Raw genomic sequence first — 22,810 nt, 5'->3', positions numbered from 1 at the left:
CTCCAACGGCAATCAAAAAAGTGAAAAAAGAGAAAACGATTACTCCTGGGGATACTCCTACGATTACGAAAACAGATTAATCAGAGTAACCAAAGGGGGCAATGAACAGGTAAGAAACCTCTATAACGGCGACGGGCAGCTAATGGGAGTAATAGATGCGGCCAACGACAGCGCCACCTACTACCAGTATGACGAAAGGCAGAAGAGGAGCTCCTCCCCAATATGTTATGGATCTTCCATAAAATAAGGAGAGTGAAGACAGGATAATGGAAAAAGATATCAAGCCTATTGAAGAAGGAAATGCAGAAATCATAAATGAAAAGTGCCATCCAATTATGTTTCCTATGTTGCAATACGAGCAAATAGCCAGCTATTATACTGAAGAACCATTATATATTAGACTTAAACGAAATAGAGGTGATAAATTAATTACTTATGAACAGATTTTAAGGATGCGCTATACTATTCCAAACGATAAAATAAACTCCTGGTGTATATACTCTGAGGATCGAGAATATCCATTTGAGAAGAGTAGGCAAGGTGGTCTGGTGGTGAGAAACGCTATTTGGAACAGAAAACGCGACACTAATATGGTTAAGGGAAATTCTGCTATTAAAGAGCAAAAAAGATGGCCAACGATATATATAAAAAATATATATCTAAGCTCTGATAATATTAATGAATTAATTGAAAACATAAAAAAGCTCGATCAATTTACAAATAGAGAAATAATACTGAAAAAAAGAAAGCTAAATGACCACCTTTTATGGTTAGATCTAGAGGTAGTTCGTTGGTACGATTGGGGACAGATCAAAATAACGTGGTCTCCATATGAAATGATGAACCATGAAATAGAAATGCAAGTAATTAAGCTTAATGATCTATTGGAAGAATATAAAAACAATGAACATGAAAAGATATATCAAATGGATTTAGATTACCTCATTCCCCCTGAAGTACTTAAAAAATATACACAGGGTATTTAGGAACGCTAATGAGGTCAGGCTCTTAACTTATTAAGAGCCTGACCTTCTAAACCTTGAACTTGGCTGCCAAGGTGTTTAATTTCTCAGAAAGGCCGGACAATGCTTCTGCTGCGGCAGAAACTTCCTCCATGGCTGCGGATTGTTCCTCCGTGGATGCGGCTGCGTTTTTAACCCCCGACGACATTTGTTCCGTTGCCGACGCCACTTCCCGTATCCGTGATGTTAACCCTTGTACCGCAACTATAATCTTTTCGAAGGATTCCCCCACTTCCCGTACAACCCTTACCCCCTCATTGCTGAAAATATGATAGCCGTGCTGTCCACTTGAAGCCCATGTTCAATGGTTTTTTTGTTATTGCCATAATATTCCCTGTTGCTGAAACAACCCTTAACAGCAACTGAATATATACTGAAAAAGGCAGGCGGTCCGGCTGGATGAACAGGGAAGCCCTGGACTATAGCCCGTGGAGTCGTCACCTTGGTGGAGCTGAGGGTGGCCGGAATATTCCTGGAATATTTTTACATGCAATAACATACAATATGTACATATAGTACAAAATTGTGGGTTGTTGAATGTTGTGATATATTAATAGTAGTACATATGAAAGTGGTGCTATTAATATGACTATGTTTAATGTCACGGAAATAAGGCAAAACGCCAGCAAAATTATCACCCAGGCCATAGAATCAAAGGAACCCATAGTTTTATTGCAGAGATCAAAACCCGTTGCCTATATAATTGAGGCCAGGGCATTTGAGGAGATGCGGGAAAAGGCAAAAAAAGCGGAGCGATATGAAAAAGAAGAAATGGCTAAAGAAACTCTCCAGAGGCTTGCCAGCCTGAGAAAGCAAATGAAGCCCCAGCCCGATTCCACTCCTTTAATCAGGCAGCTGCGGGAAGGGGACTCCCGGCATGAGTAGTTATATCTGTATTGACAGCAGCGTGCTCATAAAGCTCCTGGTAAATGAAGAGGGCAGTGAGGAAGCTTCGGCGTTAATGGAGAAAGTAATAGGCCAGAGAATGGCGGTTGTTCTGCCTGACTTTGCCTGGGCTGAAGTCGGGACAGTGTTAAGGAAAAAGGCGGCAAGAAAGCTAATAACCAGGGAGCAGGCCGAAATAGCCTGGGAAGCCTTCTATAGCTTCGGGGTATTAACCTTTATAAATGACGTGGCCGTCATGCGGGCCGCCTGGCGTATTGCGGAAAAGGAAAAGCTCTCGACCCTTTATGACGCGGCGTATCTGGCAGTGGCGGAAATAATCTCAAGACAAGACGAAGAGGAATGCCAGTTCTGGACCGCAGACGAAAGGCTGGCTAATTCAGTGAATAAGAAGTACATCAGATTGCTGAAGGATTTTAAATGAAGGTTTCGGATTTCAACAAAACGGCAGAAGGTTGCTTTAAGCCCTCCGGAGTTCCGGAGGGCCTCTTTATTATAGTGGGGGAGCATGGTGATAGCCTTTACGGATATTAAATGGCATTGGATTCCCAATCTGCTGTTACTGCCCATGTTCTTTGCTATGCTTGCTCAAATACAGGCATACCAAGGGATATCAGTGATACAAAGTATTATCTTTGTGATGCCTGCTATTTGATTTACGTGGAAATGAACAGGAATGCGGTGGTTTTATTGAAAAATCAGCTGGCAGCCGGTGGAAATGTAAAAGCAGGCTTAGTCTGTCCGGTAGTTCTAACGGCCTGGCGGGAGGTGAATGTAAATCCGGTCAGGGGGCTTGATTTTTGTGAAATAGTGAAAAACACCAAAAGGGCTTTGGCGAAGTCTTTTACATGGTATGATATAATTATACAATTTACTGTTGAGCAAGACGGACCAAAAGCTAGGGGGTTAAACTATACCCGCCATGCCATGTGAAAAACGAATCAGGCAGGTATATTATAGTTCTGAGCATAAATTTACAAATGGATTGGAGAGCTCACCCTGTGGAAAAACGCTGTCTTTGTCTGAAGGATTTACCTATATTTGATTGCGTGGACCAGGAAGTTTTCAGCCAGGTTTGCCGTAAGGCTGCCGACAAGAAACATTACCGGCGGGGTGATGTCTTGTTTCTTCAGGGAGACCCTGCCGATAGTCTTTTTTTGATTAAAGAAGGAAGTTTTAAATTAGTGCGGATGAATGAAGATGGCAAAGAAGCTATTTTGCATATAGCCGGCAAGGGTGAAGTGCTGGGTGAAACGGCTCTTTTCAGGGAGGGCACGCAGCCGGCTGCCGCTATAGCCCTGGAAGATGCCCGGGTTTGCGCGCTCAGCCGCTCCCGTCTGGAGCAAATTATCCGCGAATCGCCCGATCTGGCCATGCAGGTTATTTTCAGCCTGGGCAACAGGTTGTACACCGCCTGGGAGCAAATGACCGAACTGCGTACCGGGACAACCCTGGAAAAGGTTTTGAACTTATTAATCCGGTTGGCCGGAGAACACGGCGAGCCATGTCCTGAAGGTACCAGAATCAGGCTGCACCTGACCCAACAGGATATTGCGGATTTTGTCGGAGCATCCAGGGTTATGGTGGCGCAATCCCTTAAAGAACTGGCGGCAAGAAAATATATATCCAGAAAGGATAAATCTTTTATCCTAAAAGATCGTTGTTTTTAATTATGTTGTAAAATATTTAACAGAACTTTTCTCCTTATGGATGATACCATTTGGTTAATTCAATAATAAGGAGGTTTGCTTTATGGGAAGTTGTTGTGGTTGTAATGCGGTATTGACTCCGGAAATTAAGGAGGTAATCAGCCAATCCGCTTTCATACCTGTGGCCACACTTTCCGGGGATGGGCAGCCCCATCTAATCGTGGTGGGCAAAGTAAAAGAGATCCGTGGTAACAATACACTGGTTCTAGGAGTATACAAAATGGAAAAAACCCGCCGGAACCTGGCGGAAACAGGGATCATGCAGGTTGCCGCGGTGTCGGGGAAACAGGGCTACCGTTTCATCGGCCAAGCCCGCGCCGAAGGTGATGAAATAATTTTTACCGTGGAAAAGGTTGCAGCGCTGTTATAGTAAATTTGCAAGCCAATAAACCCATAACTCCAGAGAAATAGCTCGTGATTATACACGAGCTATTTCTCTGGTTTTCAGTAATTCGTGACAATGGCAATAGGCCGGGGAAACATTGGGGTCTCCAGGTGCTCTCCAGCCCGATACTTCCATGTTTTCCGGCACCAGCTTTATATCTAATAAGGCAGTCTGAATACCGTAATATGCCATCAAGAAATTCTCAGTCCATATTTTCTAATTACCAGCCAGGCAAATAGGGGAAGTATCGCCTGCCGCCGTAAGCGGGAAGGTTCCTTTAAGAGCCGGTATAGCCATTCCAGGTTTATGCGCCTAACCCACCGGGGAGCACGCTCCACCCTGCCGGAAACCACATCAAAACTGCCGCCTACCCCGATGGCTGTGGCAGTGCCTATTTCCTGGATATGCTGATCAATCCATAGCTCTTGCTTTGGGGCGCCCAGGGCCACAAAAAGCAGATGTGGTTTTAATTCTTTAATTTTTTTAACCAACAGCTCTTCTTCGTTGTCTTTAAAGTAGCCATGATGAGTACCTGCTAAGTTTAAGCCGGGATATTGCAATTGTAGCTTTTTAGCCGCTTCTTCAGCCACCCCGGGTGCTCCCCCTAACAAATATACCCGCCAGCCTTCCGGGCTTGCCCTCTCAACCAGCCGCAGCATCAGATCCGTGCCGGTTATCCGCTCCTTAACCGGAAATCCCGCCAGGCGGCAGGCCCAAACGATTCCTATCCCATCCGGCGTGATCAGGTCCGCCTTTTGGGCAAGTTTCATTATACGCTCCTCAAACTGTGCCTGGTACAAAAACTCCGGGTTGATCGTTAAAATACGGTGAGGGCGGCCACTATTAATTAATCCGGCCACCCTTTCAACGGTTTCTTCCATGCCAAGGGCATCGATTTCCACTCCCAGCAGGCTAACCTTCATAATATCCCCACGTTCTAAATGCTAAGATATCATTGTCCTTAATACCTCATAAGCTTTATTTTGATATTCGGAGGGAAGCTCCTGTAATATTAAATCCATGATAAAAGTAAGCTTATCCCTGGTTTTTCCCTCAAAACGCAATGTTAATATCGGCTCCGTTATGGAGGGCCTGATCATCCCCCAGCAATCCGGAAATTCCACACGAACGCCGTCTAGGCGGGAAATTGGATATTGAGAAAGCCTTTGGGCGGCCTGGTTAACCAATTCTCCCGGGTCGCCCTGAAAGGGGATCCTGATATCCGGCGTAATCAGATATTTTGGTATAGTTCCGTCCATTTGGGATAGGGGGGTATTGCTTTTCTGCAGCAGCTCCAGCAGCACCAAAGAGGAGTAGACGCCATCATCAAATTGTAAATCCCGCCAGAAAAAGTGACCGCTTAATTCCCCGGCAACCAGAGCGTTGCTTTCCAAAAATGCGGCTCCCACAAACCCGTGCCCGGAACGGGCCATGAGCGGCACACCATGCATCCGCGCAACTTCTTCCGGCACTACCAGGGAACATTTGGAATCATAGACAACCGCGCCTTTCTCCATTTCCAGCAGATACCTGGCAAGCAAAGTCAGTATCCGGTCATTGGCAATGGGCTGTCCTGTTTCATCCACGAAAGCAACCCGGTCGCCGTCCCCGTCGTAGGCAATTCCCACCGAGGCCCCTTCCGCTGGTACCCGCCGGCACAAGGCCGCTATGTTTTCCGGCGCCGCAGGATTGGGTGAGCGGTTCGGGAAGCTGCCGTCCGGGGTGCAAAAAAGCTCCACCACCCGGTAGCCGAGGGAGTTTAATAAACCCGGGGCAATGAGGGAACAGCTGCCATTGCCGCAGTCCAGAACAACTTTTAATTTCCCCGGCTGGAACCGGTTAAGCAGATGCTCCGCATAACGGCTTGTCCAAGAGCCGTCCCGGCGGTAACCGCCAGCGGCGGCACCAGTAATATAATCGCCATTTGCCATGGTTTTCTCCAGGAACACCAGTTCTTGATTGTTAATGGGCCTATTTTTTATTAATAGCTTAAAACCGTTGTATTCCGGCGGGTTATGGGAAGCCGTAACCATGATTCCCACATCATTGTCAATATGATGGCCGGCATAATAGAAAATAGGGGTGGTAACAATTCCCAGGTCGGTGACCCTGTACCCGGCAGCGGCCAGACCTGCGCAAAGGGCCGTTTTTAAACCTTGGGTGCTCAAACGGACGTCTCCCGCCACCAGCGCGGTTTGTCCCGCGGCCAGTTTTCCTGCCGCCCGGCCCAGGTCGTAGGCGTCCCTGTCGGTTAGTTCCTGGCTGTAAATACCCCTGATATCGCAAGCTTTAAAGATACCCATGATTAGAGCCCCATGTTAATATTTCCGCGGCCGCATCCGCTTTAAGCTTTAATAAACTTTCATAGTCGCTTATTCTGCCAACGTCCCACCAGGCATAATCCCGCACAAAACCGTAAATAGGTACCCTTTCCGCCATAAGTTCAGGGAAAACATCACCGGGGAGGTCCACTTCTTTCCCTCCGGGGGAAAATGCCTCAATGTAGGGGAAAATACGGTTGTCCAGCACATAGGCGCCCGTGCTCACAGGCACATTCAGGTTTGATTTTTCATGAAACTTTACAACCCGGCTGTTTTCATCTATTTCCGCCGTGCCGACCTCCAGGCGGTAGCGGGTTGAAAAGGCTACTGAAACAGGCCCCCGGTGTTGCCGGTGAAAATGGAATAGCTCCCTGTAATTTAATTGGCAAAGTGTATCCCCCGGAACCACCAGAAAATTCTCTTCCTTTTCTCCTGAACCCAAAAATTCCCTGGCCCGCCAGATCTCTCCGGCCTTTCCCGCGGGTTCAGGTCCGTAACAGTAATTAATGCGCACTCCCCAGCGTTCACCCCGGCCAAAATAATTTTTAACCTGCTCCGCCAGGTAGCTTACCGCCACCACAAAGTCTTTTATCCCGCAGGCAATTAGCGGCAGCATGACCCATTCCATCAGTGGCCTGCCGTGTAAAGGAAGCATTGGCTTGGGAATATAATTTGTGATGGGCCGCAGTCTGGTGCCCCTGCCGGCCGATAAAATCAGGGCCTTCAAGAAGCACCCCTCCCAACCAGTTCCTCCACCATTACGGCCGCCGCCGCCGGCCCCCCGTATTTATCCCCTATTGCTTTCAGCCGCCGGGCATTTATTTGAAAATCCTTATGGGATAAAACTTTCTCAACCGCCTCGGCCAGGATGGCGGAAGATAACCCTTGCTTATCCAGAACAATGCCCGCACCATTTTGGGCTAAAACGGCGCCGTTATCTTGCTGCTCAGCCATGGAAGGTACCACCACAGCCGGGGTGCCACAGGCGATACAGGTCATCAAGGTGGAAGAGCCGCCGTGAAAGACCGTGACATCACTGGCTTTAATTAATTCCGTCCCGGGGACAAAGCCCTGGACAACCACATTGCCCGGGGGATTGTATGCAGCTAAAACATTGGGTTCCATGGCCAGTCCGGTGGAGATAACCCCCTTTACCCGGGGCAGCCGGCGGAATGCCTCCAGGGCCAGACTCAAAAACTCCTCTCCAATGAGAGGAGTTCCGCCCCCAATGGTAACGTAAACCAGGGGCATATCCCTTGCGCCGGCATGGCGGAGTTTCAATTCCGACTTCTCAGGCAGCTGTTCCGGCTGCTCTGCCAGCAGGGGTCCGGTAAAGCGCAACTTGTCCCGTATATGAATCAATTCCGCCATGCCCCGGGTTAACACTTTACCGCCCAACTCGGGCATGCCTTCCATTAGGAGCAGGCTTGCCGCTTGCATCACGTCATTTATGTGTTTTTTTATGGCGTCACTCTTAAACAAACGCCGCGTGAATAATTCCATGGTTTTTTCCCCGTGTGGCTGTAAGAAAATTAATACACCGGGCACGCCAAACATTTTAGCCGAAAGGGGTCCGGTTAAATTGCCGCACAGCAAAACATCGGGTTTTTCAGCCTCTATGGCTTGCTTTTCCTCCGCCGATATTTGCCCGATTACTTTTTTTATGTAAATTGCCATTTCGTCCCGGCGGCTTTCATCTAACATGAAACTGCCGAATTGAAAATCAATTTTAGGCAGGGGAGACATTTCAATGATATCGATTTGGTGGCTTTTAACCACGTTAATTATATTGTCCCCGGCCATGAATTTAACTTCATGTCCCTTGCGCCGGAGCGTCCTGGCCACCGCTATTACCCGCATGGTCTGGCCCAGGGCTGATGTTGCGGTCATCTGAACTGTGCACAACACCTTCATCATGCCTGCCTCCTTTTATTTCATGAACTATTACTTGTTTTTTGATTAAAAAATCATCCAGCAGGGTATGCAGGTAATCACGGTAGCGGTTTCCAATGACGCCGCGTATTTCGGGAGGTGAGGGGAAGGCATTTGTTTCAGTGAAGGTGGCTTTTAAAGAACCCATGGTATTCCCCATAACAGCCGCTAGCAGAGAGCTGTGAAGTATTTTGGCGTAGGAGTAGATAAACCCCGCGGAAGAAGCATCCCCGCAGCCGGTTGTATCCACCACCGGCCCCATACCAGTAATAACCGGGACCTTGGCCCAAAAAACACGGTCCAGCCTGCTCCAGGAAATTAAAGAAGATTGATCCCCAAAGGTAATCCAGCATGATTTTAATCCTGATTCCACAATATCCGTGGCGAACCGCACATAACTCTCCTGGTCTGACAGGGGATATCCCGCCACCCAGGAAGTTTCATGCTCGTTCATCTTCAGGATATCAATGTGGCTGAACCATTCCTTGGCGGTGGTCCACTCTTTTCTGTACCGTTCCCTTTTTTCGTTTACTCCGGTCACTAATCCGTGGGCATCGAGAAATATTGCGGCATCCGAGGTCCTTCTCAACTCCTGAACACATTCCAGGGGTATGTCCGTTTCATTTAATGGCATTAACAATACGGCGCTGCAGCCGGACAAAATATTCATTTCAGTTTTAGACAGCGGTTCCATGGAACTAATTTGAAGGCTTTGACGCTCACATTCGTTTTTATAGGTGAGCTGTATTTCCGCCATCCCATTGTCAATGGGCAATAAACCGGACAAGTCGACATTAGGGTGGCTTAGCAGCTTTACGACTTCTTCCATGTCGGCGTCTGATATATGGGACAGGCAAATAATCCGGTCCCGGGAACCCTCCAGGAGTTTGGCCAGGGCAGAAACACTATATGCCACCGCCCCGTATTTTTCCAATTTTTCTCCTGTGGCCAGAGTGACGTGGTCCTTTGATATTGGTCCCGCTATGCCGAACAGCAAATTTTTCACACCCTTAAACTCGCGAGCCTTCGGAAAATCAAGTTTATAATACTCCAAAAGAATTTTTACTATACTTTATTATCCGTGTTGGCGCTTTTACTTCAGGCATTTATTCAGTTGAGGGATTGGGCCGGAGTCATTTACTATTGACCCGGCTAAAAAAAACAGGGCATCAATGATACCCTGTTGCAAACCTGCTCCGGACGTGAAAGCCGGCAGTGCCTGGAGATATATTTTCCAGGCATCGTGCCGGAGTTTAGGAGTTTATCTGTCAACAAATCTGTTGGTAAAGCGCTTGCATGGGAACAATATCTAACCTTTTTTAACTGTGACTTTGCAATTAGCGGATTTTTTGCCGTCCAAGGTAGTTGCCTTGATGGTTGTAGTACCTTCAGTAACAGGAGTTACCACACCTTTATTGTCCACTGTTGCAACCTCTGGTTTGGTGCTGGTCCAGATAATTTTTTTATTGGCAGCATCATCCGGGATTACTTCGGCCTCGAGAGCCGCAGGCGGGCCTCCGCATTTAGGGGTTACCCTGCCGGGCCGGAGCGGATTTCTTTTGCCGGTAATAGAATTGACTTTCTTTGATTGCCTGTTCTTTGCACCAGGCCCCAGTGCTTTATAAATGTTAAAATATTCTGTAATTATAAATTTTTTATTGTGAACTCCGTTATCTTGATATATAATAAATTGTAATCATTACAATTTTTAAATATTCTTAATATTAACGGACAGTGATTCAGGATGAAACAAAAATATAATTTAATAGCCAATGAACTTAGGAGGCAAAATATACGGCTTTCCCATCTTAGAAAGAAGGTATTGGAATACCTGTGTCAAAATCCGAATCACCCGACAGTCGACGAGATTTATGTCAAGATACATAAAGAAGTACCCAATTTGTCTAGAACCACAATCTATAATACTCTGCATATTTTAATAAAAGCAGGCCTGCTCAGGTTAATAAACATAGAAGACAATGAAACTCGCTATGACATTGCAACCCAAAATCATGGACACTTTAAGTGTGAGGAATGCGGCGCAATTTTCGACTTTAATATAGATATCGATTCATTTCCGATTAAAGAACTAACCGGTTTTAAAATTACTGACAAGAACGTATACTTCAAAGGTGTCTGTCCAGGATGCCTTTTGAACATAAAAAACGATAACTGAAGGAGGTTTTTTATTGCAGAGAAAGTGAATATTGAGGTTGCCTTCCCGCTTATCGAGGACAGCAATATGGAGGCAGCCAACACATATGGTATGATTCAGCCCCGCCTGGACTGGTTCATGTGCTTCAAAAAGGAGAGGAAGTAGCGGAATGCTCAGTCAGCTGTTTTAGAACTAAGCCTGTTAGTATCTTGAAATGGAGGGAAATTAATGGATGAAAAGGGTAAATGTCCGGTAACAGGCAGAGCGAAAAATGCCGTTGCTGGGGGAGGCACTGCCAACAAGGACTGGTGGCCGAACCAGTTGGACCTCAAGATTCTTCATCAGAACTCAAGCCTGGGTAATCCGATGGGCGCAGAGTTCAACTATGCTGAGGAGTTTAAAAAGCTCGATCTGGAAGCCCTGAAGAAGGACCTGCATGCGTTGATGACCGACTCCCAGGATTGGTGGCCTGCCGATTATGGTCACTACGGGCCTTTCTTCATCCGGATGGCGTGGCACAGTGCGGGCACGTACCGCTCAGGCGACGGCCGCGGCGGCGCGGGCAGCGGAACTCAGCGCTTCGCGCCTCTCAACAGCTGGCCGGACAACATAAACCTCGACAAGGCACGCCGTTTACTTTGGCCAATCAAGCAGAAATACGGCAGGAAAATTTCCTGGGCCGACCTGATGATTCTCACCGGCAACTGCGCTATCGAGTCGATGGGGTTAAAGCCCTTTGGCTTCGGCGGTGGGCGCGAGGACGTTTGGGAGCCGGAAGAGGACATTTATTGGGGATCAGAGGCTGAGTGGCTAGGGGACAAGCGCTACTCCGGCGACCGGGATCTCGAGAATCCGCTGGCCGCCGTACAGATGGGCCTGATTTACGTGAACCCGGAAGGGCCGAACGGCAACCCGGATCCGGTTGCCTCCGGCCGTGACGTTCGGGAAACCTTCGCACGTATGGCCATGAACGATGAAGAGACAGTTGCGCTGGTCGCCGGCGGGCACACCTTTGGCAAGTGTCATGGCGCGGGCGATCCGGCGCTTGTAGGTCCGGAACCTGAGGCCGCCGGCATTGAGGAACAGGGCCTCGGCTGGAAGAGCAGCTTCGGCAGCGGCAAAGGCGGTGATACAATCGGCAGCGGCATCGAGGGCGCCTGGAAGCCGAACCCGACCACATGGGACATGGGCTATCTGAAAGTGCTGTTCAAATACCAGTGGGAGCTGGTCAAGAGCCCGGCAGGCGCGCATCAGTGGCTGGCCAAGAACGTGGACGAAGAGAACATGGTGGTTGACGCGCACGACCCGTCGAAGAAGCACCGGCCGATGATGACCACGGCGGACCTTTCCCTTCGATTCGACCCGATCTACGAACCCATCGCCCGGCGCTACCTGCAAAACCCCGAGGAATTCGCGGATGCCTTCGCCCGTGCATGGTTCAAGCTGACCCACCGGGATATGGGGCCGCGTTCACGCTATCTGGGTCCTGAGGTGCCCGCGGAGGAACTGATCTGGCAGGACCCGGTGCCCGCAGTCGATTTTGAATTGATTGACGAACAGGATATCGCTGCTCTCAAGGGTGAAATAATGGCTTCCGGCCTGTCCGTCTCCCAGCTTGTCTCAACAGCCTGGGCGTCGGCGTCCACGTTCCGGGGTTCCGATAAGCGTGGCGGGGCAAACGGGGCGCGCATCCGTCTTGCACCGCAGAAGGATTGGGAAGTCAACCAGCCGGCCCAACTGAATACTGTGCTGCAGGTTCTTGAAAAAATCCAGGCGGAATTCAACGGTGCACAGTCAGGCCCCAAAAGGGTTTCTCTCGCCGACCTGATTGTCCTTGGCGGATGCGCGGGTATAGAGCAAGCCGCGAAGAACGCCGGTCACAATGTGAGCGTTCCTTTTCTGCCGGGACGCACGGATGCAAAGCAGGAGCAGACCGACGTTAACTCATTCTCGGTGCTCGAACCGGTTGCGGATGGATTCCGCAACTACCTTAAAACCAAGTTTACCGTACCGGCAGAGAAACTTTTGGTGGATCGGGCACAGCTGCTGACATTGACCGCTCCTGAAATGACAGTTCTGGTGGGCGGCCTGCGCGTACTGAATGCCAATTATGGGCAGTCACGGAACGGCGTCTTTACCAGGAGGCCGGAGACGCTTACCAATGACTTTTTTGTGAATCTTCTCGACATGGGCACGATGTGGAAGGCGACCTCTAAAGACGAAGACGTGTTCGAGGGGCGTGACCGCGCGACGGGCGAACTCAAGTGGACCGGCACCCGGGTTGATCTCATCTTCGGTTCGAACTCCCAGCTCCGGGCCATCGCGGAAGTCTATGCAAGTGACGACTCCCAGGATAAGTTCTTACATGACTTCGTAGCGGCCTGGAATAAGGTAATGAATGCGGATCGTTTTGACCTTGCCTGAAAAGGCGGATTTTTATACGGCAGGGGTGTTCAGATTAACCTGGCATTAACATACTGGATCAAGTCAAATAACGAATATATAAGGAAAAAACAGGGCATCAACGATGCCCTGTTGCGATCCTGCTCCGGACGTGAAAGCCGGCAGTGCCTGGAGATATATTTTCCAGGCCGGACGTCACTGGCCAATTAGGTGTATAGGGGGGTATTATTTACTTCCTGGTATAATGTAACTGCTTTTGGTCCGGTCTAATGGGCGCCGGTGCGCCATCCTTTGTCATATGGAAAATCTGTTAACACAGATAAACCGCAAGGGTAAATTCATTGCCTTCCTTGTCTGTGCCCAGGGGTTCGTAAATTGAACACTCTGCCCTGGTCTTCTTTCTGGAGCGAAAATGCATCAATATTTCGTTTTCAATGCAGCGCGAGGCGTAAGTGGCCAGGCGGGTGGACTTTTCAGGATTGTAAGTGTTGATGGCCTTAATCAGGCCGATGGTGCCTATGGAGACCAGATCGTCAAAATCTTCTCCGGTGCCGTCGAATTTTTTGATGATATGGGCAACCAGCCTGAGGTTTCTTTCGATGAGCGTTTGCCTTGCCGATTCATCACCGGCCATCATTTTTTCCAGGTGAATGTTTTCTTCTTCCTCGGAAAGGGGTTTCGGGAAACTGTTGTTGGCCACGTAGGATACCAGCAACACCAGCCCGTTTACCAGGGAAACCACGGCCAAAGTCCACAATCCGGGCAAATTCGTATCCCTCCTTAAAAAACATGGTCATATATTTTATGGCGCGGAGGGGTTAAAAGTGCCAGTCCGTAATATTAAACATTTGCCAGCTATGGATTTTAACGGCTGCGGTTTCCCGCCGTCAGGGTTCGTTCTGTCAGCATCCGGATGGGATGGCGGATTTTTTTAATTATACCACAAATTAAAAAGAAGTCGCTTTCATCCGTGAACGGGGCTTACCTGGCAAGGGTCCATATTTAAATTTAGCCGTGAAGGAATTATAGCATTTTCGTGCCGCTGGAATCAGTTGACGACATACGGGATGGGTCCGATTATATACGGTTACCGCTTAAAAATATTTGACCGTAATTGACATATGTCAAAAACGGGATTATATTATTACTGAATTATAAGTACGAACACAGGAGGTGCTAAAATGCCGCGGGGTTCCATAGGTCCTCCATGTGGTGTTTGACATTCCATAAAAGAAGAAATTTCCTCTTATGATTTAAAAAAAGCAGGATAATACCGGAATTATGCCCAAAATGCAGTAATTGTCGTGCAATTTGCTTATTTGAGGCTATGGACAACTTTTCCGGGGATATATTATCCTGTGAAGGGTGCGGTATTTCAATAATTGTCTGCTCCTGCCGCCAAGGTCATGGAAGAGCACCGGGCAGGGCATATTAAATTTCAACTGGCGGGTATCGCCCGGAGGCGAAAACAGGCTTAAGGCTTGTGGCCATTTGAAAGGCAACCACAGCTCCGCTGCGCATCCCGTCCTTGGAAGCCCGGGATGAACTGTCGAGACTGCTGCAAAAATAATTACGGTAGGGAGAGGGAAAAGTGGACGACCAGAAAAACCAGTGTGAGACATGCAGTGAAAAAAGCGATAAATGCGATGCTGGAAGCTGCGAAAAAATTCAAAAACTACCCCAAAATCAATACAACGAAATTAAACACGTGGTAGGGGTTATGAGCGGCAAAGGGGGAGTGGGAAAATCGTCGGTAACCGCTTTGCTGGCCATGGGCCTGAAAAAACAGGGATTTAACGTGGGTATTCTCGACGCGGATATCACCGGCCCCAGCATACCGAAAATATTCGGCGCCACGGAGCGTCCGGGCAATCATTTTGATTACCTGCTGCCTGTGAGTTCCGCAACGGGTATTAAACTCATGTCGATAAACCTGCTGCTGCCCAATGAAGACGACCCGGTTATATGGAGGGGACCCATACTTGCCGGGGCGGTGAAACAGTTCTGGACAGATGTTGCCTGGGGGAGGCTTGATTACCTTATAGTCGATTTACCTCCCGGAACCGGCGACGTTCCTCTTACCACAATGCAGTCACTGCCCCTGGATGGAATGGTGGTGGTAACCTCACCCCAAAAGCTTGCTCAAATGGTTGTGAGAAAGGCTATAAAGATGGCTGCCCAACTGGATGTGCCGGTGCTGGGAATGGTTGAGAACATGAGTTACCTGACATGTCCGGACTGCGGCAAGAAAATCGACGTGTTCGGGCCCAGCCAGGCTGAAGAGGTTTCTTTTAGGGAAGGAATTAAATTGCTTGAAATTCTCCCCATTGATCCGAAACTTGCGGAACTGTGCGACCAGGGCCGGGTGGAGCAATATGAAACCGAGGCCTTTACCAGGGTAACATTATAGTAAAAAAGAGTTATTGTATCCCTGGGGAACAAATTCCACTTTGGGGAAAACAAATAAAGCCTGTTGACCAAAGGTCAACAGGCTTTAAAAGCACCGGGAGGCGGCAGGCGGTCTGCCGGGAAAACGCCGTAAAGGGCTTGTGAAAATTTTAAAAGGTTAAAACTCCTGGTTTTAACCTTGCGCTGGCTGGGGCGGCTGGATTCGAACCAACGCATGCCGATTCCAAAGACCGGTGCCTTACCGCTTGGCGACGCCCCAATATAATAAATGGTGGAGGGGGCAGGATTCGAACCTGCGAAGGTGTCTACCGGCAGATTTACAGTCTGCTCCCTTTGGCCGCTCGGGAACCCCTCCATATTTAATGTTCAGGATTAAAGGTTCGACTTGAATGCAATTTGCCCAATGGCAAGTTGCTTCTTATATATAACTACGAACTTCAAATTTCTAATTTCGAAAATGGTGACCCCTACGGGATTCGAACCCGTGTTACCGCCGTGAAAGGGCGGTGTCTTAGACCGCTTGACCAAGGGGCCGTATTCGGATGTCGGTGGTCAGATTGCCTGTGGGAATTCGCCTGGTCGAATTCCTTCTATTCCGGGTGCTGACTACTGACGTCTGACTGCTGAATTGGTCGGGATGGAGGGATTTGAACCCCCGGCCTCCTGCTCCCAAGGCAGGCGCGCTAGCCAAACTGCGCCACATCCCGCTCAACATGCAGATGTAATTATAGCTAATATCCACGTTGCAGTCAAGAAAAATATAATTACATGATTATAATTATATTACCAGGAGCAAAAAAATGTCCAGCTAATAGCTGGACGGGGAGAGATAGAACTCACCAAAGCGGAGTGTTAATATTATCCCCGGCGGGTATTTTTTTATGCATTTTTGTTATTTTTATGTCCGTTTTTCGGGAGTGTTAACGGTGCATAACGATAATGCCGTGTTGTTGCAAAATTTATGAAGGCGGTCATAAAATCAGCCTCTCCTTATTATAGTATTATTGAGAAATTATGGAGGGAGGCTGCCGCCTTGATTGCTAAATGGAAAATATTATATATTGCTATTTTAATTGCATTATTGTTTATTCATCCTCAAAAATTGTTTGCGTTGCCTGATTCGCTGCCGGAGGAGGAACAGACGGCCCCGGCCCGTACCAGTCAGATAATGCTGCTGGTTGTGGACGGCCTGCAGTCCGATGCCTTGCAAAAAACCAGGGCCCCCAATATAAACGGGCTGGGTTCGGCCGGCGTGAAGGTGGACAGGATGTGTTTGATGCCCCCGGACAGCAGGGCGGCCCAGATTTATTCGATTTTCAGCGGCTCGGAGCCGGCACGGCATGGTTATCTTAACACCGGCGACAAGCCCGGGGTTGAAAGTATTCTTAATCTCATGCAGAAAAGGGGTAACGATACTCTGCTCATTGACGGCACCGGGGAATTAAAAGGGCTGACCTCCGGATTAAAATATTTTTATTCCGAGAACGTGGAGGATGACAGCAAGATAACCGAACTGGCTATTAAAGAAATTTCAGAGAAGAAGCCTTTCTTTTCCGTAATGGTATTGTCCGGACCCTACCGGGCCATGGTGCGGTCCGGCGAAGACAGCCGGGAGTATCTTGAAGCCGTGGCCCAGGCGGACATCCAGGTGGGAAGGCTGTTGGGTCACCTGCATCAGCAGGGTTTGTACCAGGATACTCTGATTGTTGTATGCGGAACTGTGGGCGCTCCACCACTGATAATCAGGGGCAATGAATTTTCCACCGGCAAATCGGTTCCCGTTGTAAGCAATAACGATATAGCACCCACCCTGGCCTATCTTCAGGGAATAAATATGTCGGGTATTAACGGCCTGGTGTTATGGGATTCATTAAGACCGGGTCCCGGACGTCCGGAAATATATATGCTGCAGCAACGGGTCAAGGATTTGAGCGACGCATACTCCAGGGCTATGGATGAAGCGGGCAGGCTGGAACGGAAAAGGATTGCCGTACAGGATGAAAAAGCGGATCTTACCCGGGAAAAATACACCATGGAAAGAAAGATGAAAGAGCGGGACCAGCGGATTGACAGGCTGAATTTAACCGTAAGGCTGATGAAGGTGGGGTTCGTTATAACCCTTGCGCTGTTTATAATCGCCCTGCTGGTTCAATTTAAGGTGTTGAAAAAAAGATATTTGTTTTTTACATAAAGGCCGAAGCCTTTTATTGGGACCTTTTTTCGTGGAATTTCGCTTTACTTAAACTGTTTGTATTTTAGAACGGTCAGCAGGTATAATACAAGTGAGCCTTGGGTCCGGAGGGGATTATACTCCTGCCGGACTTTGCCGGGGACATTTCTCCGACCCCCAAAACATGCTCCAAGGAGAAGTGTGTCCCTTTTCCCCAAAGGCGAGCTTGGTTCGAGCTTTTGCGGCCTGTTTGCCTCCGGCCTTCCAGGACGGGGTTTTGCAGGCTGCCGGCGAGATAATATTTGCCTGCTGATTTAGTGTGTGGAGGATTAACATACAGTTAACATACTGTTTTCAAAATATTCATAGGTTCAGAATTTTTCATTTTTTTTTGCAGGAGATTAGCGAATATGCGTCGAAAATATATATTCAAAATTTTATAAATCCGATGATAGGTTTGGCGGAAGGAATTTGACTGACATTTGTAGAAAAGTTTTTTTGGAATTATCGTTAATTTTCTGGCGCAGTTATGACAAAACAAATATAGTTTAGATGGAGTGATACTTTTGAAACTGGCCATTTCCGGCAAGGGTGGCGTTGGTAAAACCACCATTGCCGCAGCCCTGGTCAAATCTTTCGCAGAGACCCATCAGACCGTTTACGCCATTGACGCGGACCCTGACGCCTGCCTGGCGGCAGCTGTGGGGATTCCCGGTGATGAGGCCGCTAACATAAAGCCCGTTGTGGAAATGCGGGACAAAATACGGGCGGTAAGCGGTGGTGGGGCTTTTTATGTTCTGAACCCCAAACTTGACGACAGCATAGATGATTACTGCCATGCCCGGGGCAATATCAGGTTCATGCGCATGGGAGACGTTAAAAAGGGCGGTTCGGAGTGCTACTGCCGGGAAAACACCTTTCTGTCCGCGCTGCTGTCCAGCCTGTTGCTGGACAAGGATGAAGTTGTGGTTATGGACATGGGGGCGGGTATTGAGCATCTCTCCCGGGGTACCGCCAGGGGGGTGGATTTAATGCTGGTGGTGGTGGAGCCCAGCCGCAACAGTATTAATACCGCCCGTAACGTCATGAGCATGGCGCAGGATCTGGGTATTAACAACATTAAAATAATTGCCAACAAAATTCGCTCGGATAAAGAGAAAGAGTTTATAGAGAAAAGTTTCCAGCCCGGTGAGGTGCTGGGGTTTTTGGCATTTAATAATACTATCTGGGAAAGTGGTATGGAACCTGACTCAAACGCAGCCGGGGGGGAATTATTGGTTGGCATGAGGGAGGTTCGAGAAAAGATTTTGAGAGAGGTAGGTGGTCAGTAACCGGGAGGGAGAGATATGTCTGCCCTGCCAGAGAGATAGCAGGAAGCAGACCTGATGTTTAGTAGTTGTTTAATCAACTCTATTTATTAAGGAGGTACAAAAATGCCAAGGTTTAGCGATCCAAGCCATACTTGCCGGCCTTCGGCGGCCCCCAGGGTTGTCGATCCGAAGTCCGTTAAACGCACTGTTGACCCCGGCGTCCTTGAAATGATAGATATAGCCAAGGAGCGGGGTATGATCACAGCCTTTGACCGGGCTGTAGCCCAACAGCCCCAGTGTCAGTTCGGCTATAAAGGAATTTGCTGCCGTTTCTGTATGATGGGCCCCTGCCGCATTAAAGCCGATGAAGGTCCGGCCAGCAAAGGTATCTGCGGTGCATCCCACTGGACCATCGCGGCCCGGAGCACCGGTCTCATGCTCCTCACCGGAGCTGCTTCCCACAGCGAGCACGCCAGCCACATGGCTCACACCCTGCTGGAAGCCTCCGAGGGACACGCGCCTGATTATGGTGTCAAGGATCCTGAAAAACTCCATAAGGTAGCCAAACGCCTCGGTATTGCCACCGAAGGCCGGGCCGAAATGGACATTGCCCATGACGTGGCCAAGGCCGCTCTGGAAGAATATAGCCGCCTGAAAGGATTCGGGGAATCCACCTGGGTTAATACAACCGCCACCAAGGGTCGTATTGATAAATTCCGCACCCACGACATTATGCCCAGCGGTATTTACAATGTTATTTCCGAACTGGTTACCCAGGCCCACGTGGGTATGGACAACGACCCCGTCAATATAATCTTTGCCGCCCTTAGGGTTGCCCTGGGGGACTATGTGGGCATGCATATTGGTACCGACCTGTCCGACATTATTTTCGGAACTCCCAAGCCTGTGGTCAGCGAGGCCAACCTGGGCGTCATCGACCCCGAATGCGTGAACTTCGTGCTGCACGGCCACAACCCCATTCTGTCCGAAATAATCGTGCAGGCCGCCAAGGAACTGGAAGATGAAGCCAAGGCCGCCGGCGCCAAGGGTATCAAGCTTATGGGTATCTGCTGCACCGGTAACGAGGTGCTGATGCGCCATGGCGTTCCCCTGGTCACATCCTTCGCTTCCCAGGAATACGCCATTGCCACCGGCGCCATTGACGCCATGGTGGTGGACGTGCAGTGCATTATGCCTGCCATTAGGAATGCGGCCGAGTGCTTCCATACCAGAATTATTACAACTTCACCCATAGTGAAGATACCCGGTTCCTATCACATTGACTTCCAGACCTCCAAGGCCCTGGAAAACGCCAAGACGGCGGTCCGTCTTGCCATCGAAGCCTTTAAACTGAGAGATCCTCTGAAGGTCCATATACCCAATGTGGTGAACAAGGTTATAGCAGGCTGGAGCCTGGAGGCCCTGTACCAGTTGTTCGGCACAGTCAATCCGGACAATCCGGTGAAAACCCTGACAGACGCCATACTGGCAGGCGAAATCAAGGGTGTGGCCATGCTGGCCGGTTGCAACAACCTTAAGCGCCCGCAGGATGAAACCCACCTGGGCATTATTGAAGAAATGCTCAAGAACGACGTATTTGTAATCGGTACCGGCTGCGCCATGCAGGGTGCCGCCAAGATGGGTTATATGGCTCCCGACTCCGTGGAGAAATACGCTGGCCCGGGACTTAAGAAATTCCTGGCAAAAATCAGCGAAAAAGCAAACCTCAACACCGGTTTGCCCGCCGTGTTCCACATGGGTTCCTGCGTGGACAACACCCGCTGCTCGGACCTGTTAATGGATATGGCCAACGAACTGGGTGTAGACACTCCCAAGGTGCCCTGGGTAGCCTCCGCTCCGGAAGCCATGAGCGGCAAGGCAGTCTCCATCGGCTGCTGGTGCGTGGCCATGGGTATGCCCGTGCATGTAGGCGCCATGCCTCCCCTGGAAGGCAGCGACCTGATTTATTCCATCGTTACCCAGGTTGCCCATGACGTTTACGGCGGCTATTTCATCTTCGAAATGGATCCCGCAGTGTCTGCCAAGAAGATGCTCAGCGCGCTGGAATACCGCACCTGGAAACTGGGAGTGCACAAGAAGGTTTCCGAAGATCTTGAAACTCCGCTGTGCCAGAACTATTAATCCGCGAGTTCGAAAGGAGGAGAACAAATGTCTGAGCAGATTAACTTCGATGCTATCTTTGAAGGCGTTATAGAAGCGGGCAAAGAGCCCAAGGCGCTATTCAAATCAGCATATAACGGTACCATTACAGCACTGAGCTATGCCGAAATACTGTTGAGCCAGGCCATTCGCGACTTTGGCGCGGATCATCCGGTAGCCTATCCCGATACGGCCTATTACCTGCCTGTTATCCGTTGCCTGAGCGGTGAGGAAGTAAAAACCCTGGGCGACCTGGTACCCATTTTGAACCGCATGAGGGCGTCTGTCAGGGAGGACTACAGGGACTTTAAAAATGCCCGGCAGGGCGGCGAGGCAACCTGGTATGCCGCTGAAATTATTGAAGCGGTTCGCTACCTGAGGAATACTCCGGAAAATCCGCTGTACCAGACCCCCTGGACCGGCTTCCTGGGCGACCCGGTGGTGCGCATGTACGGCACCAAGCTGGTTGACTGGACAATCCCCGGCGAGGCGGTTATAGTGGGCCGGGCCAAGGACAGCAAAGCCGCCAAGAAAATGGTGGACAGCTTCATGGCCAAGGGCCTGATGCTTTTCCTCTGCGACGAGATTATCGAGCAGCTCATGGAAGAGAATGTAAAACTGGGCATTGACTACATCGCCTTCCCCCTGGGCAACTTCACCCAGGTGGTTCACGCGGCGAACTTCGCCCTGCGGGCCGGCATGATGTTCGGCGGCGTTCCGGCAGGCGCGACGGATGCCCAGAAGGACTATCAGCACCGCCGGGTACTGGCTTTCATTCTTTACCTGGGCGAGCACGACATGGTTAAGGATGCCGCCTGCATGGGCGCCATCAATGTAGGCTTCCCGGTCATCACCGACCAGGAACTGCCGGAAGACAAACAAATCAAGGACTGGTTCGTATCCCAGCCCGATTACGACAAGATTGTGCAGACCTGCCTGGAAGTGCGGGGCATCAAAATCACCGCCATTGAAATCGACGTGCCCATCACCGTGGGCCCCGCCTTCGAGGGTGAATCCATCCGCAAGAAGGATATGTACGTTGAGTTCGGCGGCACCAAAACCCCGGGCTTCGAGCTTGTCCGCATGGTGGGCGAGGACGAGATTGAAGACGGCAAAGTGGAACTGGTGGGCCCGGACATTGACACCATTGAAGCCGGCGGCCGCCTGCCCATAGGCATCGTGGTGGACGTGTACGGACGCAAAATGCAGGAAGACTTTGAGCCTGTTCTGGAGCGCCGCATCCACTACTTTACCAACTACGGCGAGGGCCTGTGGCACGTTGCCCAGAGGGACATCATGTGGGTGCGCATATCCAAGGACGCCTACGCAAAGGGCTTCCGCATGAAGGATATCGGCAAAATTCTGTACGCCAAATTCAAAACCGAGTTTTCCGCCATTGTCGACCGGGTGCAGATTACCATCTACACCGACCAGGAAAAGGTGCTGCAAATGCGGGATGTGGCCCGGGAAAACTACAAAAAGCGGGATGACAGGCTTAAAGAACTGCAGGATGAGAAAGTTGACACCTTCTATTCCTGCACCCTGTGCCAGTCCTTCGCCCCCACCCACGTCTGCGTGGTGGCGCCGGAACGGGTGGGCCTGTGCGGCGCGGTGAGCTGGCTGGACGCCAAGGCGGCCTATGAAATCAACCCCCACGGCGCCAACCAGCCTGTTCCCAAACAGGGTATAATCGACGATGTTAAAGGCCAGTGGGAGTCCTTCAACGAGTTCTGCTTCAACAACTCCCAGAGGAACATCACCAACGTCAACTTCTACACCATTATGGAATATCCCATGACCTCCTGCGGATGCTTCGAGTGCATCCTGGCCATGGTTCCCGAGTGCAACGGCTTCATGGTGGTTAACCGGGAGCACGGGGGAATGACCCCGTCCGGCATGACCTTCTCCACCCTGGCCGGAACCATCGGCGC

The 22,810-nt window shown here is 49.8% G+C and carries 21 protein-coding genes, 4 tRNA genes and 1 pseudogene; 14 read left to right on the top strand and 12 right to left on the bottom strand.

Translation table 11 applies throughout. The features are described from left to right. Nucleotides 1–247: hypothetical protein (locus DCCM_RS00695; RefSeq protein WP_133163936.1), on the top strand; the 247-nt coding region annotated here is incomplete at its 5' end. A 19-nt stretch (nucleotides 248–266) separates the two neighbouring features. Continuing rightward, nucleotides 267–986: a hypothetical protein gene (locus tag DCCM_RS00690; protein ID WP_104370555.1), complete on the top strand. Its 720-nt coding sequence runs from the start codon at nucleotides 267–269 to the stop codon at nucleotides 984–986. A gap of 46 nt (nucleotides 987–1,032) precedes the next feature. On the opposite strand, the gene DCCM_RS00685 is transcribed toward DCCM_RS00690, so the two are convergent. Then, the gene (locus DCCM_RS00685; protein WP_104370554.1) at nucleotides 1,033–1,254 is read right to left on the bottom strand and encodes a hypothetical protein; all 222 of its coding nucleotides are present in this window, start codon (nucleotides 1,252–1,254) and stop codon (nucleotides 1,033–1,035) included. Nucleotides 1,255–1,607: 353 nt separating this feature from the next. Here DCCM_RS00685 and DCCM_RS00680 point away from each other — a divergent pair, with 353 nt between their 5' ends. From DCCM_RS00680 to DCCM_RS00660, 5 genes are all read left to right on the top strand, one after another. Then, complete coding sequence (locus DCCM_RS00680) at nucleotides 1,608–1,907, top strand: type II toxin-antitoxin system Phd/YefM family antitoxin (protein ID WP_104370553.1); 300 nt, start codon at nucleotides 1,608–1,610, stop codon at nucleotides 1,905–1,907. Next, nucleotides 1,900–2,349: a type II toxin-antitoxin system VapC family toxin gene (locus DCCM_RS00675; protein WP_104370552.1), complete on the top strand. Its 450-nt coding sequence runs from the start codon at nucleotides 1,900–1,902 to the stop codon at nucleotides 2,347–2,349. The genes DCCM_RS00680 and DCCM_RS00675 overlap by 8 nt, the downstream gene beginning before the upstream one ends. A 227-nt stretch (nucleotides 2,350–2,576) precedes the next feature. Beyond that, nucleotides 2,577–2,858, top strand: coding sequence for a hypothetical protein (locus DCCM_RS00670; protein ID WP_128739025.1), 282 nt, complete (start codon nucleotides 2,577–2,579; stop codon nucleotides 2,856–2,858). Between the two features lie 68 nt (nucleotides 2,859–2,926). After that, the gene (locus tag DCCM_RS00665) at nucleotides 2,927–3,595 is read left to right on the top strand and encodes a Crp/Fnr family transcriptional regulator (RefSeq protein WP_104370556.1); all 669 of its coding nucleotides are present in this window, start codon (nucleotides 2,927–2,929) and stop codon (nucleotides 3,593–3,595) included. Between the two features lie 82 nt (nucleotides 3,596–3,677). Further along, nucleotides 3,678–4,004 (top strand): pyridoxamine 5'-phosphate oxidase family protein, encoded by a 327-nt coding sequence (locus tag DCCM_RS00660; protein WP_104370550.1) that lies wholly within the window; start codon nucleotides 3,678–3,680, stop codon nucleotides 4,002–4,004. Between the two features lie 206 nt (nucleotides 4,005–4,210). Here DCCM_RS00660 and DCCM_RS00655 read toward each other — a convergent pair whose 3' ends face one another. The 6 genes from DCCM_RS00655 to DCCM_RS19635 form a co-directional block, all read right to left on the bottom strand. Then, the gene (locus DCCM_RS00655) at nucleotides 4,211–4,942 is read right to left on the bottom strand and encodes a WecB/TagA/CpsF family glycosyltransferase (RefSeq protein ID WP_104370549.1); all 732 of its coding nucleotides are present in this window, start codon (nucleotides 4,940–4,942) and stop codon (nucleotides 4,211–4,213) included. A gap of 21 nt (nucleotides 4,943–4,963) precedes the next feature. Further along, nucleotides 4,964–6,322: a phosphomannomutase/phosphoglucomutase gene (locus DCCM_RS00650; protein ID WP_104370548.1), complete on the bottom strand. Its 1,359-nt coding sequence runs from the start codon at nucleotides 6,320–6,322 to the stop codon at nucleotides 4,964–4,966. After that, nucleotides 6,309–7,067 (bottom strand): nucleotidyltransferase family protein, encoded by a 759-nt coding sequence (locus DCCM_RS00645; protein WP_165791968.1) that lies wholly within the window; start codon nucleotides 7,065–7,067, stop codon nucleotides 6,309–6,311. The genes DCCM_RS00650 and DCCM_RS00645 overlap by 14 nt, the downstream gene beginning before the upstream one ends. Continuing rightward, the gene (locus tag DCCM_RS00640) at nucleotides 7,064–8,257 is read right to left on the bottom strand and encodes a glycosyltransferase (RefSeq protein ID WP_104370546.1); all 1,194 of its coding nucleotides are present in this window, start codon (nucleotides 8,255–8,257) and stop codon (nucleotides 7,064–7,066) included. The genes DCCM_RS00645 and DCCM_RS00640 overlap by 4 nt, the downstream gene beginning before the upstream one ends. Further along, a complete protein-coding gene (locus DCCM_RS00635; RefSeq protein ID WP_128739023.1) occupies nucleotides 8,154–9,278 on the bottom strand; it encodes a carbohydrate kinase family protein in 1,125 nt (374 codons plus the stop codon). The genes DCCM_RS00640 and DCCM_RS00635 overlap by 104 nt, the downstream gene beginning before the upstream one ends. Nucleotides 9,279–9,581: 303 nt before the next feature. Then, nucleotides 9,582–9,842: an Ig-like domain-containing protein gene (locus tag DCCM_RS19635; RefSeq protein ID WP_373855380.1), complete on the bottom strand. Its 261-nt coding sequence runs from the start codon at nucleotides 9,840–9,842 to the stop codon at nucleotides 9,582–9,584. Nucleotides 9,843–10,016: 174 nt separating this feature from the next. Between DCCM_RS19635 and DCCM_RS00625 the strand changes: the two genes are divergently transcribed. Together DCCM_RS00625 and katG are read left to right on the top strand one after the other, a co-directional pair. Further along, nucleotides 10,017–10,448 (top strand): Fur family transcriptional regulator, encoded by a 432-nt coding sequence (locus tag DCCM_RS00625; protein ID WP_104370543.1) that lies wholly within the window; start codon nucleotides 10,017–10,019, stop codon nucleotides 10,446–10,448. 207 nt (nucleotides 10,449–10,655) lie between these two features. Continuing rightward, on the top strand, nucleotides 10,656–12,851 hold the full coding sequence (gene katG / locus DCCM_RS00620; RefSeq protein ID WP_104370542.1) for a catalase/peroxidase HPI: 2,196 nt from the start codon (nucleotides 10,656–10,658) through the stop codon (nucleotides 12,849–12,851). Nucleotides 12,852–13,158: 307 nt separating this feature from the next. Here katG and DCCM_RS00615 read toward each other — a convergent pair. Next, nucleotides 13,159–13,596: pseudogene (locus DCCM_RS00615) on the bottom strand (sigma-70 family RNA polymerase sigma factor); the annotation flags it as partial. A gap of 825 nt (nucleotides 13,597–14,421) precedes the next feature. On the opposite strand from DCCM_RS00615, the gene DCCM_RS00610 reads away from it, so the two are divergent. Beyond that, entirely contained in the window at nucleotides 14,422–15,240 is an 819-nt protein-coding gene (locus tag DCCM_RS00610; RefSeq protein WP_104370540.1) for an Mrp/NBP35 family ATP-binding protein, read from the top strand. 183 nt (nucleotides 15,241–15,423) lie between these two features. Here DCCM_RS00610 and DCCM_RS00605 read toward each other — a convergent pair. The 4 genes from DCCM_RS00605 to DCCM_RS18880 form a co-directional block, all read right to left on the bottom strand. After that, a tRNA-Gln gene (locus DCCM_RS00605) sits at nucleotides 15,424–15,498 on the bottom strand. A gap of 10 nt (nucleotides 15,499–15,508) precedes the next feature. Continuing rightward, nucleotides 15,509–15,594, bottom strand: a tRNA-Tyr gene (locus DCCM_RS00600). A gap of 103 nt (nucleotides 15,595–15,697) precedes the next feature. Continuing rightward, nucleotides 15,698–15,773 (bottom strand) — tRNA-Glu (locus DCCM_RS00595). 95 nt (nucleotides 15,774–15,868) lie between these two features. Further along, a tRNA-Pro gene (locus DCCM_RS18880) sits at nucleotides 15,869–15,946 on the bottom strand. A gap of 326 nt (nucleotides 15,947–16,272) precedes the next feature. Between DCCM_RS18880 and DCCM_RS00590 the strand changes: the two genes are divergently transcribed. The 4 genes from DCCM_RS00590 to acsB form a co-directional block, all read left to right on the top strand. Beyond that, nucleotides 16,273–17,430, top strand: coding sequence for an alkaline phosphatase family protein (locus DCCM_RS00590; protein ID WP_104370539.1), 1,158 nt, complete (start codon nucleotides 16,273–16,275; stop codon nucleotides 17,428–17,430). A gap of 545 nt (nucleotides 17,431–17,975) precedes the next feature. Next, entirely contained in the window at nucleotides 17,976–18,740 is a 765-nt protein-coding gene (locus DCCM_RS00580) for an ATP-binding protein (RefSeq protein ID WP_104370537.1), read from the top strand. Between the two features lie 102 nt (nucleotides 18,741–18,842). Then, nucleotides 18,843–20,861 carry an anaerobic carbon-monoxide dehydrogenase catalytic subunit gene (gene cooS / locus DCCM_RS00575; protein ID WP_104370536.1) on the top strand — a complete coding sequence of 673 codons (2,019 nt, stop codon included), beginning with the start codon at nucleotides 18,843–18,845 and terminating at the stop codon, nucleotides 20,859–20,861. 27 nt (nucleotides 20,862–20,888) lie between these two features. Then, nucleotides 20,889–22,810 (top strand): acetyl-CoA decarbonylase/synthase complex subunit alpha/beta (gene acsB / locus DCCM_RS00570; protein ID WP_104370535.1); only part of this gene is annotated, 1,922 nt, incomplete at its 3' end.

This window comes from Desulfocucumis palustris (assembly GCF_002933875.1).
GTDB classification, from domain to species: Bacteria; Bacillota; Desulfotomaculia; order Desulfotomaculales; family Desulfocucumaceae; genus Desulfocucumis; species Desulfocucumis palustris.
Note: the sequence above shows the minus strand (reverse complement) of the source record. Positions and strands in the feature narration are given on the sequence as shown.